Genomic DNA, 13,861 nt, shown 5'->3' with positions numbered 1-13,861 from the left:
TTTACTATCTTGTTAAATAAAGTCAGTTATCTTAAAAATCGTTTAATCGTATTTACAACCATCTTTTTGATTAGTTTATTTTTAGTTCTTCCACAAATAATCAACCACAGTCTAGTCTTAGGTGGTGACTCGCTTTTTCATTTCAATCGTATTTACGATACCTATATCCAATTTAAAACAGGTAACTTTAGTTATTTTCAAACTAACTATGGTTTTTTACAGAGTGGTCGCATTATTAACGCCTTATATGGACCAGGTTTTGCTTATCTGTTAGGTATCTTACTCTTAATTGTTCATAATTGGATTTTATTTCAAATCATAACCTCCTTTTTAATTTTCTTTATTAGTGGTTACTCAATGTATTTTCTATCTAGAGAGCTTCAATCCTCTAAGAAAATTTCATTATTGATTGCTAGTCTATTTATGGGGAGTTTTTACGTTACCCGTTGGTCAATTAACCAGAATTTTATGTCTTGGGGCGTTATGCTAATGCCCTTAATTGTCATCCTCGGGCTTAAAATGATTAAAAATAATGCTAAGGATTTAAAAGTACTACCATTAGCATTATTGATTTCAGCGCTTATTCAAATTCATGTCTTAAGTGCCTTAATGTCGGTTGGCGTCATCTTTATCTTCTTTGTTGTCGGTTTTTACAAGACAAATCAAAAATTACAGCTTTTATCAAAATGTTTCTTAGCGGCCCTTCTAACTATTGTTCTAACCTTTAATGTTTGGGGCGCTATGCTAGAAATTTTCACAAGAAATACGCTGTACTCGCCTTACACTCACTTAGATATGGCTAGTGCTACAATGCGTTTTTCAACAACTAGCTATAGCGCTTCATCTATAGGACTATTTATGAGCGTTATTTTCATTTTACAATTTGTTTTACTATTTTCTAGGTGGTCACAAGTATCACTTTCTAATAAGCTAATGACACTATTAGGAGCCTTATTTCTCCTGTTATCAACAAATCTTGTTCCTTGGACGACAATATCGAATCTAATACCACAGCTTCGAAGTTTTTTACAATTTCCTTACCGCTTTTATGGTTTTGCAACTGTCTTATTACTTGCTGGTTTTGGCAACTCTCTTTCTGAGCTACCTTCATTTAAGCCTAAAAAGTTTGGCGAGTTATTTTTAATCATTAGTAGTCTTTTTATTTTAGGTCAATCATATATTGATATTCAACAGCAAAATAAGCTCTGGAATTCCAATGATCCTCTTATTTATAAAGGGAGCGTTGTCGTTTCAAATCATCTAACGAGTGATCAAATTAGAACTAATTTTACTAGTTCTGATTTATCAAAAGGATTAAAGGTGGTTAAAAAAATAGCCCCAGATTATTTACCAAATAATCAAGAACAAAAGACAACATATAATAAAAAAGAATACAAGAAAGATATTGTTAGGAATCGTCCTAATATCACTAAGACTGTTACAAAAAATGGTGATTTAATCCTTAAATGGCATGCGACAAAAAAAGGTGAATCCATCGCACTTCCTATTGTCGTTTATAATAATTCAGAGCTCTCCTTAAATGGAAGTCAATTACACCGATTATCTCTATCTGCATTAGGTGTCCCTACTGTTAAGGCAACAAAAAAAGGGAGTAATCGTGTAGTGCTTAGATATCAATCGGAAATGATCACTACATGGCGTTTGTTTTTCGTCATTTTAACTTGGATTATTAGTATTTTATCGATGATAACACTCCATTTTATAAATAGAAAACTAGACAAAAATAGTGTTCATAAATGACAAGTCCACTCTAACTGTTGTTGGTAATAGCGTAAAAGCTATTACCAACAACAGTTTTTTCATACCAAAAAGTCCCCAAAAGTCATGAGACTTTTGGGGACTTTTTGGTATGAGATTTTTTAGCTAGTCTTGTTGTAAAATGTCACGGACTTTAGTTGACAATAAATCAATAGCAACTGTATTTGCGCCACCTTCTGGCACAATAATATCCGCATAGCGTTTCGTTGGTTCAATGAATTGATTATACATTGGTTTAACCGTTTTAACGTATTGATCAATAACTGATTGTAATGAGCGACCACGTTCCTTCATATCACGTGTGATACGGCGAATAATACGTAAATCATCATCTGTATCAACAAAAACTTTAATATCCATTAAACTTCTGAGCTTTTCGTCCCCTAGAATTAGAATTCCTTCAACAATGATAACATCTTGAGGTTCTGTTCTGATCGTCTCACTTGAACGAGTAAACTGTGTGTAATCATAAACAGGCATATCAATTGCTTCATTATCCAACAATTGTTCCAAATCACTAATCATCTGTTCGTTGTCAAACGCGAGTGGATGATCATAGTTCACTGCTTTACGTTCTTCCATACTCATTTCAGCTTGATCATTATAATAAGTATCTTGTTGTAAAATCATGATTGATTCGCCAGCTAATTGTGAATAAATAGCATTACTAACCGTCGTCTTACCGCTACCAGTACCACCTGTTACACCAATAATAATGGGACGTTTTGTTCTTTTGCTCATGCTTTAGAAATCCTCCATTTATTCGAAACGTTCAGGTTCTTGCTGACTATCTCCAAATCGATAAGCAACGGCATCTAATATTCGTTTAGCTGCTTGCCCATCTCCATAAGGATTTTTAGCATTTGCCATTCGTTCGTACTCTGTCTTATTAGTTATTAATGATAGCATGGTTTCTTTGACTTTCACAGGGTCAGTTCCAACTAACTTCAATGTACCCGCCTTCACGCCTTCCGGACGTTCTGTGTTATCACGTAAAACAAGAACTGGTTTTCCTAATGATGGCGCCTCTTCTTGAACACCACCTGAATCCGTCATAATAAAGTAACTTTTTGCAGCGATATTATGAAAATCAACCACATCAAGCGGTTCAATTAGATGAACGCGCTGTTCTCCACCTAAGACTTCTTCGGCTAAATCTTTAACAACTGGATTTAAATGAACCGGATAAACGACTTCAACATCTGGCTGATCTTTAACGACAGATTTAATCACTTCGAAAACACGACGCATAGGTGCACCTTGGTTTTCACGACGATGCATCGTGAGTAAAATCATTTTATTCGCAGGATTTACTTCTGATAGAACATCATGGTCATACTCTTTTTGAACTGTTTGTTTTAAAGCATCGATGGCTGTGTTACCTGTTACAAAAATATTTTCTTTTGGATGATTTTCTAATAACAGATTAGTTTCGCTTTGCGAAGTTGGGGCAAAGTACATATCTGCCAGTACATCTGTTAGTTGACGGTTCATTTCTTCTGGAAACGGTGAATACTTATCCCAAGTCCGTAATCCCGCTTCAACGTGTCCAATTGCCACTTGATTATAAAAAGCTGAAATACTAGCGGCGAATGTTGTTGTTGTATCACCATGAACTAAAATAATATCAGGCTGCTCTACTTTAATAACATCATCTAATTTTTGTAAAACATTTCGAGTTGTATCACTTAATGTCTGGTTAGCGTGCATCACATTCAAATCATAATCTGGCGTTATTTTAAATATCTCTAAGACTTGGTCCAACATTTGGCGATGTTGTGCTGTTACGACAGTTACTGTTTCAAACTCCGTCGTACGTTCTTTTAACTCTAAGACAACAGGTGCCATTTTTATTGCTTCTGGACGCGTCCCAAAAACAGTCATCACTTTTACTTTTTTCATAATTGGCCTCCTCAATGATTATATTAGTTACTATTATACCAAAGAAAAGACAAAATTCTGATTTTGTTAACAAAAATTTAATAGCCTAATTATTAATCATTTTCTCATTAATATGTTATCATTATTTCATAAATAAATTTGGAGGTCTTTCTATGTCAAAAATAAATTTTGAAGATCAACTTAAAAAATATGCTGAATTAATCGTCAAAGTCGGTGTTAACGTCTCAAAAGGCCAAACAATCGTCCTACAAATTTCCGTAACCCAACAAAAATTAGCTCATTTAATCGTCAATGAAGCTTATGCTGCTGGCGCAAGTGAAGTTATCGTTAAATGGGCAGATAGTCATGTCTCGAAATCATTCCTTGAATTTGCTCCACTAGACCGTTTAGTCGACGTTCCTGGTTATGCAACCTCAGAAGTTGAAGATTGGGTTGCTAAAAAAGCATCTCGCATCTCAGTCATGTCAGATGATCCTGATGCCTTTGCTGGTATCCCTTCTGAAAAGATTGCCTCACGCCAAAAAGCTATGGGTCAAGCTCTACGTCCATTACGTAAAGCAACTCAAAATAATGACGTTAGTTGGACTGTAGTCGCTGCCGCAGATACTGCTTGGGCTGAACTCGTTTTTCCTGAATTAAAAGGCGAACTTGCTGTTTCACGACTTTGGGAAGAAATTTTTAAAACAACACGTATTGATCATGAAGATCCAATTGAAGCATGGCATCAACATGATTTAACATTGCGCACAAAAGCTGAAGAATTAAATAAAGAACAATTTTCTGCTTTACATTATGTTGCCCCAGGGACAGATATCGTCATCGGTCTCCCTAAAAATCATTTGTGGGAAGGCGCCGGTTCATTTGATGCACAAGGTCATGAATTCATGGCTAACATGCCTACCGAAGAAGTTTTCACCGCACCTGATTCTAGACGTATTGATGGTTACATTTCTTCAACAAAACCATTAAGCTACGCAGGAACTACTTTGAGTGGTATGAAATTTACTTTTGAAGCAGGTAAGGTTGTTAAAGCAACTGCTGAACAAGGTGAAGAAGTTTTACAGCACTTACTAGAGACTGATGATGGCGCAAAATCATTGGGTGAAGTTGCTTTAGTTCCAGACCCTTCTCCAATTTCACAATCAGGAATAACGTTCTTTAATACATTATTCGATGAAAATGCCAGTGACCATTTAGCGCTTGGCTCCGCTTATCCCTTCTCTATTAAGGATGGTACTAAAATGAACGATACTGAATTAGCCGCTGCTGGTTTAAATTTAAGCCAAACGCACGTTGACTTCATGGTCGGCTCATCTGACATGTCAATTGATGGGCTTCGTGAGGATGGCAGTACAGTACCCGTTTTCCGTAATGGGGATTGGGCATAAATGATCACATAAAAAGGTATAAACTAGCATTTCTGTTAGTTTATACCTTTTTCACTACTACTTATTTTATTGATTAGGTTTTTGTAACCCAAATTCAGAAAGTATATCTTAATATAGTATATTAAAATCATATGTTTGTTTATATTAAATGTCATTTTTATAATCCCTATAAGTAAAGGTAATAAAAGCTAAGCTACTAATCACCCACGCTGCAATAACCATCATTAGTCGAGGTTTAGTAATGATTTTTGAATGATAACTAAGCGTTACTCTATTGATACCTTTTTTTGTTGCTTTAATCGTTGGACTACCTATATTTGATAAGGTAATCTTTTTTATATTAAGCTTAGTTCCATTTAGTGTAACTTTTGAATTGTTATAAACAATAATAGGTAAGGACATTGTTTCTCCTATTTTTGTTGCAGTCCATCTAAGCGATAAATCACCCTTATCTGTCACTCTTTTTATAATATTTGACTTATTCATTATAATTTCATTTTTATATTCATTGTAAGGATCCTTGCTTAATTCTTGATTATTAGGTAAATAATCTGGAGTTGATTTTTGTGCTACCTCTAACCCTTTTTTTAAATCACGATTAGTAAAAGCATTTCTTATTTGGACAGTACTTAAAGAATCTGGGGTTGTAACATGTCCTTTAGCTATAATTGACTCATTTGAATTCCAAATTTCATTTTTAGTCTGAATATCACTATACGATTGCCCTAAAATAAAAATACTTCCGACAATTAAAAACAATGAACAATTTTTCTTTGCATTCGGCGAAGGTAACGTAGAAATTGTAGCACTGAACCCCGCTACTAATAGAATCGTAGTAAAACTATCAAATCGATAAGGAAACTGTAAAAAACTTTGTAACTGTGGAATTAATATAGATATCCTAGTCCACGGAAATAAATTTGTAGTTAGAGCAAGAAAAATAGCTCCTATTATAGTAACAATCTTATTAGCTAGAGATAATTCTTTTCTTTTTGAAAACAACCAAACAATTTGTAACACAAAAATGATACTCATAACCAATCCAAACTGTGTACCACTATAGTTACCAGTTGAAAGGTTCATGGTTGAACCAGACATGTTTGAATTGGCAAATGGTGAATATATTTTATTATTTGAGAAAACATCCAACATAGCTCCCCAAACATTAAAGGTCAGAACTAACGCCAGTAAACTGGCTAGAAAACATTTTAATAAAAGTTGTAATTTCTGGTTAGTTTGAATAAAGCCAATGAAAAAGAATACAACTAAAACGCCAATTGACATTAAGGCGCTTAAGACGTGAATTTGGATTAGCACTGAAACTGCTAATGCTAAAGGTAGTACTTTTAAATCCTTAGCATTATTTTTAATCATTTTAAGCCCAAGAATGACAATCAAAGGCATCAACATAACGCCCCATATCATAAAATTCTGATAGATTGACCATCGAGTGATATAGAAACTACCCATAAAAAGACTAGCAGCTAAGACTGAATTTTTTTTAGTCGCTTTCAATTCTCTAGATAGAAAATACATTGAAAATCCACTAATAAAGAAAATTATGAATGACGTGACAATTTCAAATTTAATCCAACTATGCACGATACCTAGTAATCCACCTAAAAGGTAAGTAAACCCTGGTCCATATAAGGCATTAACAATTCGACCACTTTGTTGAAAACCGTAATTAGATTGAAAATAATTAAAGTTACCTGTTTTAAGCTGCATATAATCATCATAGATACGGTTAAAATGGAATAGAGAATCAGCACCAACTACTAAACTATTATTAAGTATCTGCGGAACTGTCAGAAAAAAACTTAATATAAAAATAACGCAAAATACCGTTCCATATTTTTTTAAAGATTCAAACTTATTTATCAAGCTATTTACTCCCAAATAAAATTATTTAATGGTTTAATTATAACAATAGAAAATTGTGCTGTCACTCAAGAAATATAATATTGCTAGAACTAAAAGATCAATATCTATGAAACTACTGACACCTTAGCCATGTTGTAAATGAAAATTATGACTATGAATTTAAAAATCTACAATAGTAATAATTGACTTATTTATTTTTGCCATTTACAATGAAGTAATCAGCCTTTTTGTCTCTGTAGCTCAGCTGGATAGAGCAACCGCCTCCTAAGCGGTAGGTCATCAGTTCGACTCTGATCAGGGACATCTTAAATAAATTTTCCGCCTTATAGGTTACAAGACTTCGGTATACTGCCGAGCTTTTGTAACCTATTTTTTATATATTTAACTTGTAAGTGCTATTTATTTTATCCTTGAAATTGTAGCAGTAGAAGAATTACTATTATATAAATTGTATTAATGAATGCAATTAATATAAATAACAACATACCACATAGACGATAACCAATATTTTTCTGAAAAAAGGGTAGTCTTTCAATATAAGTTCCAATGCCAATCATACCCGTCCCCACTAACCACATGCCAATCGTTAAATTCACAACTATTAACCATGGTTCAATTAAACACAACACGATACTAACAATTCCTACCCATTTCATTTCATTATTTACAGGTTTAAACCTTTTTCTCATCGGAAAGACCTTCTTCCACGTTATATATATTTGTTTAACAATTTTTTTAAGGTCTAAAACACATCATTTTATCCAATCTTTTCTAAACTATCTTTAAGATTTCGATAATTGTACACCTAATATTATTTTTCCACTAAGCAATAAGACTTTCGCAAATAAAAAAATACTGTTTAAGCAAACAATCATTGCTTAAACAGTATTTTAAATCGCATCGAAATTTTATATCTTCAATTTTTCCAGTTTATAATTCGACACCATTTGTTTTAATAACATTTTGATACCAATAGAACGAATCTTTTTTCAATCGATTTAGCGTCCCGTTACCTTCGTTATCTCGATCTACGTAAATGTAACCATAGCGTTTCGCCATTTCGCCTGAGCCTGCGCTAATTAAATCGATACAGCCCCATGATGTGTAACCTAGACAAGAAACCCCGTCTGCAATCGCCTCACCCATTGCTTCAATATTTTCACTTAGATAAGAAATGCGATAATCATCATGAATTTTATTGCCTTCTTCCACAACATCTTTTGCACCTAATCCATTTTCAACAACAAATAATGGTTTCTGATAACGATCATAAATTTGATTCATCGTTGTTCTCAAACCAAGGCCATCTGTTTGCCAGCCCCATTCGCTTGTCTTTAAGTAAGGATTTTTTAAGCTATCAAAGACATTTGCTGCTGTTTTATCAGTCATCTCAGGATCAGCGCTTGCTAATCTTGATGAATAATAGCTAAATGAAATGAAATCAACTGTATTTTCTAATAAATCTTTTTCGTCGGTATCTGCCATTTTAATTTCTATACCCATATCTTTAAATAATCTTGCCGAATAACTTGGGTAGTAGCCACGTGACTGAACATCAATAAAGAAGTATCCTTCCCGATCCTTTGTCATTGCTTCAAATACATCTTTTGGATTAGGTGTATTGGGATAGGTAACCCCAGCCGCTAACATACACCCTATCTTAAAATCAGGATTAATTTCGTGTGCTAATTTTGTCGCAAGCGCAGAGGCAACTAATTGATGATGTGCCGCTTGATATTTGATTTGGTCAGGATTATCAATCCCTTCCAAATCTAATCCACCGCCCAATAACGGAATGTGTAAAATCATATTAATTTCGTTAAATGTTAACCAATACTTAACCTTATCCTTATAACGCATAAATAAGACGCGTGAAAAGTTTAAGTAATTATCAATCATTCGACGGTCAGCCCAACCATTCATTTTTTTCAACATCCCTAACGGCGTATCGAAATGGTTAATTGTTACTAACGGTTCCATCCCTAATTCGTTACAAAGATCGATAACTTTATCATAGAATTCTAGCCCTTTTTCGTTTGGTTCTTTTTCATCACCTTGTGGAAATATCCGTGGCCAACTAATTGACATTCTGAAGGTTTTGAAACCCATTTCTGCCATTAATCGTAAATCTTCTTCATAATGATGATAAAAATCAACAGATTCATGACTAGGATAAAAATCTTCTTTCATCTGCATCGCTTCTTTTACATTAAATAAATAATCCCAGCGACCATGGTGTGCGTCTGGTAATATATCTACTAATGACAGGCCCTTACCATCAACATCATAGGCCCCTTCAAATTGATTAGCGGCCGTTGCGCCACCCCATAAAAAGTTATCTGGAAAATTTGATTTTGTCATCTTATTGACCTCCTGAATTAATTTCTAAATCTAATAAATCAGTACCAACAATTATTTCTGACTGGTCTTTAGCAAGTGGTTTAATTTTTTTATATTTTGGTGTGTTCGTCACGATAATTGGCGTAATAATTTCATATCCTGCCTGTTTAATACCTTCAATATCGAATTTAAGTAATAAATCGCCTTTTTTTACGACGGTATCAATTTCTGTTTGAATTTCAAAATACTTACCTTCTAATTCAACTGTATCCATTCCGATATGCATTAAAATTTCGGCGCCATCGTCTGTCACCATACCAACTGCGTGTCCTGTTGGAAAAACTAATGTTATTTTACCATCAGCAGGTGCGTATAATTGACCAACTTCAGGTAGAATTGCGATACCGTCACCCATAATACCAGAACTAAAGACAGGGTCTTTAACCTCTGATAAAGGTAATACTTCGCCTTTAAGTGGGCTACCAAGGATTTCTCCACTCATTTCTACTTCTACAGGTACTACTGACGTTGTTACTTTTGTTTCAGCAACAGCAACGGGTACTTCTTGATCTTCCTTTGTTAAACCGAACATAAGTGTTAAGACATATGCCAATACGAATGAAACAACGATTGCTATCAGCACAGCGTAGAATGACATATCAATTCCTGTCTTAGGATTCAAGTAACTTGGAATAGAGAAAATGCCTAATCCACCAACCATGTATCCTTTTGTCCCAAATACACCAAGAACCATGCCACCAATAGCGGCTGAAATACATGTAATAATAAATGGTTTTTTACGAGGTAACGTAATTCCGTAAATAGCGGGTTCCGTAACACCAAAGATTCCTGAAATAAATGAAGAATAGCCAAGACCTTTTAGTTTTTTATTTTTTGTTTTAATTGTAATTGCCAATACTGACCCAATTTGAGCGAACGTTGTCCCTAGCATAAGTGCTAAAATTGGATCTGAGCCTGTTGTTGAAATGTTAAGTAAGGCAAGTGGAACAAGTCCCCAATGTAACCCGAAGATAACAAGTACTTGCCATAAGCCACCAAGAACTGCGCCAGCGGCAATTGGACTAAATGTGTATACAGCTGTAAATCCGGTTGCCACAATATCACTAGCCCAAGTTGTTATGGGACCTATAAAGATAAATGTAATAGGCACAACAACAAGTGCTGTTAACATTGGCACTAAGAATGTTCGTACAACTTCTGGTATCACTTTTTTGAAGAATGGTTCCACTTTTGATGCAAACCAAATTGATACAATAATAGGTACAACTGATGATGCGTAACTCATCATGATTACTGGAATCCCCAAGAATGTCATATAGATTGGTGATTCAAAAATTGTTCCTGCAAATAAAGTGTACAGCACTTTTCCACCTGAAGCGGCTAGTGTTGCTGGCAATTGTGCCACAATAGTTGGGTAAACTAAGGATGCACCAATAACCATTGCCAACAATGGATTAACGTGGAATTTTTTACTAGCACTGTAAGCTAAGATAATCGGGAAGAAATAAAAGAAAGAATCTCCTAATGCATTTAAAATAATATACGTTCCAGATGTCGGTGCCACCCAGCTAAATGCGACTAGTAATGAAACTATTCCTTTGATCATCCCTGTTGCAGCTAAAACACCTAGAGCTGGTGCAAAGATACCTGAAATCATATCAATAAAGGCATCAAGCGGTTTCATTTTTTCGCCATCATTATCTGGCACAATGCCATCACCATCAAGTCCGCTACCTTTAACTAATGCATCATAAACTTCCGGAACTTGATTTCCAACAACCACTTGGTACTGGCCGCCACTTTTAACAACGGTCACTACGCCGTCCATATTTTTCAACATATCGGTATTGGCCTTAGATTCATCTTTTAATTTAAATCTTAGTCGGGTTGTACAATGGACTACGCTATTAACGTTAGCTTCGCCACCTACATTTTTTAAAATATCTTTAGCTAATTTTTCGTAACTCATCACAATCACTCCTTTATATTTTTTATAAATTAAAACCCAGTTATCCATTTCAACTCAAAAAATACGAGTTTGCATGGATAACTGGGTTTATGCTTGCTTATAAATGGCAATAACACACCTAATTATCAATTTATTTAATTTTCTGTTTGCCGATGGGTTACTCGCCAGATATGTAAAACTAGATAAACTTGTTCGTCTGCTTGTAAATCCCAATCGGCCCGTTCTCGAATATACTGCACGATTTTTTCCACTGTTTCGTACACTTGTGGATACCGACTAATCATCATGGCGAGCAACTCAGGGTCAAGTTCTGCACGATCAATCTCAGTATTATGAAAATGCCTAATGAATAAATAGCGTAAATGTGAGACAAATCGACTATAATTAAATGATTTTTCGTCGAGAATAATACCAGTATCTAATTGAATAATATTAACAATTCCCGAAATGAGTTCTGTCAGCTTCATCGATTCTTGAACAGCATGTCCGCCTTCTTTGACGTTAATCAAATGATAGGTTAATAAAATCAATTCATTATTTTGAACCGTAATGTCAAATTTTGATTCGATTTCTTTAATACCAACCTTTGCAGCTTGGAATTCACTTGGAAATAATTTTTTCATTTCCCAATGAACAGATCGGTCATTTAAAAACATTTCTTCACGATTTTTTTGTAATGAATATTGAAAATGGTCCACTAAAATCAAAAATTGAACATCATCAAATGTCACATCAATTAATGGCTCTACTACTCCAACAAAAGTTGTCGTAACTTCCAAAGTTTCTGCATCAAATCCTGAAATTAATTTCATTGTATCTGAATCTTCTTCAGCTTTAAACCGTCGGTCAATCTGGTCCTTATCGATATTATCTCCAGCATGATAACCGAATCCAATACCGTTACCAATGACCACCCACTCAACATTGTCGGATGATTCAACTAAAGCTGCATTATTATTAAAATTTTTTACGAACTTCACATCAAACCGACCCCTTCCCATAAAAAATGACCTACAAATACAGATATTTTCATATCTACATCAATAGGTCATGCCTGATCGAATCAGTAACACTCATTTCATATTTATTGTATCATTTATTGTAAGCGTTATCAATAGCTATTTAAATTACTTTATAACTTACTACCATTTTCTTTAATGACCTTTTGATACCAATAGAATGAATCTTTCTTATATCGTTTTAATTCTTTCGCACTTTCTTCATCACGATCAATATAAACAAAGCCATAGCGCTTTTGATAGCCATTTGACCAGCTCAATAAATCAGTGAAACTCCAAGTTGTATACCCAATGACTTTTACACCGTCTGAAATGGCTTCTTGAATGGCTTTAATATGTTCATTGATAAAGTAAATTCGGTAATCATCATGAATTGTATTGCCTTCTTCTAATTTATCATAAGCACCAAGACCGTTTTCAGTAATAAGAACAGGTAAGTCGTAACGACTATCAATTCTTCTCAGAGCAATTCTTAGCCCTTCAGGATCAATATTCCAATCCCAATCAGTTTGTTTTAAAAATTCATTATTAGTAGTCTTAAACATGCCTGGAACGCCACTTTCGGAGCTAGTCCCCTTTTTACCTGTATTATTTTCAGCAGCAAGTCCAACACCACCAACTAACGGATTAGCCGCAATTGTTTGGGTTTGATAATAATTTAAACCCATAAAATCTGGTTTTCCAGCAATTAAAAGAGCTTGATCTGCTTCTGTAACAGTAGGTGCAGTTCCACGTTCAGTTAACCATTTATAAATCATTTTTGGATAACGTCCATAAACATAAATATCCATCCAAAAATGAGCAGCATAATCTTCATAGTTAGTAGCCGCAACTTGGTTTTTAGGATCTCCATTAACTGCATAACCCGGGCTATAGGCAAAGCTAGGCCCAATTTCACCTTGATAATGACCTTCATGAAATGCCTTAATTGCTGAAGCATTTGCTAAATTAGCAATGTGATTTGCAGCATACATTCTTTTTTCATCATTTACTGCAGGCGGATGACTCTCCATTTGATAGCCATGAGAAATAAATACGTTTTGTTCATTTAATGATACCCAATATTTAACACGATCACTGAATGCATCAAAACAAGTTTTCGCATAATCCGTAAAATCAGTAATAATTTCACGAGATTCCCAACCAGCATATTCATCTTGTAATGCTTGTGGTAAATCCCAATGATAAAGTGTCACAACAGGTTCAATATTATTCGCAATTAACTCATCGATTAATCGATTATAAAAATCTATCCCCTTTTGATTAACTTTACCTTTTCCTTCTGGATAAATACGTGTCCAAGCAATTGAAAAACGGTAAGCTTTCAATCCTTGCTCCTTCATTAAGGCGACATCTTCTTTAAAACGGTGATAATGATCGACGGCTACATCACCATTTGTACCCTTAAATGTTTTCCCAGGAATTCTTACAAATTTATCCCAAACTGATAATCCTTTACCATCTTCTTGATACGCACCTTCAATTTGGTAAGCAGCTGAGGAAGCCCCCCATAAAAAATCAGTTGGAAATTGACTCATTTTTTCATATTCCATTATCTA

General features: G+C 34.5%; 10 protein-coding genes and 1 tRNA gene. 3 read left to right on the top strand and 8 right to left on the bottom strand.

Translation table 11 applies throughout. The features are described from left to right. Positions 1 to 9 precede the first annotated feature (9 nt). Positions 10 to 1,761: an MFS transporter gene (locus tag AC1RPK_RS04285; RefSeq protein ID WP_481761553.1), complete on the top strand. Its 1,752-nt coding sequence runs from the start codon at positions 10 to 12 to the stop codon at positions 1,759 to 1,761. Between the two features lie 123 nt (positions 1,762 to 1,884). On the opposite strand, the gene udk is transcribed toward AC1RPK_RS04285, so the two are convergent. Beyond that, the gene (gene udk, locus AC1RPK_RS04280) at positions 1,885 to 2,520 is read right to left on the bottom strand and encodes a uridine kinase (RefSeq protein WP_481761554.1); all 636 of its coding nucleotides are present in this window, start codon (positions 2,518 to 2,520) and stop codon (positions 1,885 to 1,887) included. An 18-nt stretch (positions 2,521 to 2,538) separates the two neighbouring features. Next, on the bottom strand, positions 2,539 to 3,681 hold the full coding sequence (wecB, locus tag AC1RPK_RS04275) for a non-hydrolyzing UDP-N-acetylglucosamine 2-epimerase (RefSeq protein ID WP_481761555.1): 1,143 nt from the start codon (positions 3,679 to 3,681) through the stop codon (positions 2,539 to 2,541). A gap of 152 nt (positions 3,682 to 3,833) precedes the next feature. On the opposite strand from wecB, the gene AC1RPK_RS04270 reads away from it, so the two are divergent. Then, the gene (locus AC1RPK_RS04270; RefSeq protein WP_481761556.1) at positions 3,834 to 5,069 is read left to right on the top strand and encodes an aminopeptidase; all 1,236 of its coding nucleotides are present in this window, start codon (positions 3,834 to 3,836) and stop codon (positions 5,067 to 5,069) included. Between the two features lie 144 nt (positions 5,070 to 5,213). Here AC1RPK_RS04270 and AC1RPK_RS04265 read toward each other — a convergent pair whose 3' ends face one another. Further along, on the bottom strand, positions 5,214 to 6,953 hold the full coding sequence (locus AC1RPK_RS04265; RefSeq protein ID WP_481761557.1) for a DUF6541 family protein: 1,740 nt from the start codon (positions 6,951 to 6,953) through the stop codon (positions 5,214 to 5,216). 229 nt (positions 6,954 to 7,182) lie between these two features. On the opposite strand from AC1RPK_RS04265, the gene AC1RPK_RS04260 reads away from it, so the two are divergent. Next, positions 7,183 to 7,256, top strand: a tRNA-Arg gene (locus AC1RPK_RS04260). 101 nt (positions 7,257 to 7,357) lie between these two features. Here AC1RPK_RS04260 and AC1RPK_RS04255 read toward each other — a convergent pair. The 5 genes from AC1RPK_RS04255 to AC1RPK_RS04235 form a co-directional block, all read right to left on the bottom strand. Next, positions 7,358 to 7,642 carry a hypothetical protein gene (locus AC1RPK_RS04255; protein WP_481761558.1) on the bottom strand — a complete coding sequence of 95 codons (285 nt, stop codon included), beginning with the start codon at positions 7,640 to 7,642 and terminating at the stop codon, positions 7,358 to 7,360. Between the two features lie 241 nt (positions 7,643 to 7,883). Beyond that, the gene (locus AC1RPK_RS04250; protein WP_481761559.1) at positions 7,884 to 9,314 is read right to left on the bottom strand and encodes a 6-phospho-beta-glucosidase; all 1,431 of its coding nucleotides are present in this window, start codon (positions 9,312 to 9,314) and stop codon (positions 7,884 to 7,886) included. A gap of 1 nt (position 9,315) precedes the next feature. Beyond that, positions 9,316 to 11,283, bottom strand: a complete 1,968-nt coding sequence (locus AC1RPK_RS04245) for a beta-glucoside-specific PTS transporter subunit IIABC (protein WP_481761560.1) — start codon at positions 11,281 to 11,283, stop codon at positions 9,316 to 9,318. 134 nt (positions 11,284 to 11,417) lie between these two features. Then, positions 11,418 to 12,263 (bottom strand): PRD domain-containing protein, encoded by an 846-nt coding sequence (locus AC1RPK_RS04240; RefSeq protein ID WP_481761561.1) that lies wholly within the window; start codon positions 12,261 to 12,263, stop codon positions 11,418 to 11,420. A 152-nt stretch (positions 12,264 to 12,415) separates the two neighbouring features. After that, positions 12,416 to 13,855, bottom strand: a complete 1,440-nt coding sequence (locus AC1RPK_RS04235; protein WP_481761562.1) for a glycoside hydrolase family 1 protein — start codon at positions 13,853 to 13,855, stop codon at positions 12,416 to 12,418. Between the last annotated feature and the right edge of the window lie 6 nt (positions 13,856 to 13,861).

The sequence above is a fragment of the Dellaglioa sp. CoH-55-MRSF-6 genome (assembly GCF_056782215.1).
Note: the sequence above shows the minus strand (reverse complement) of the source record. Positions and strands in the feature narration are given on the sequence as shown.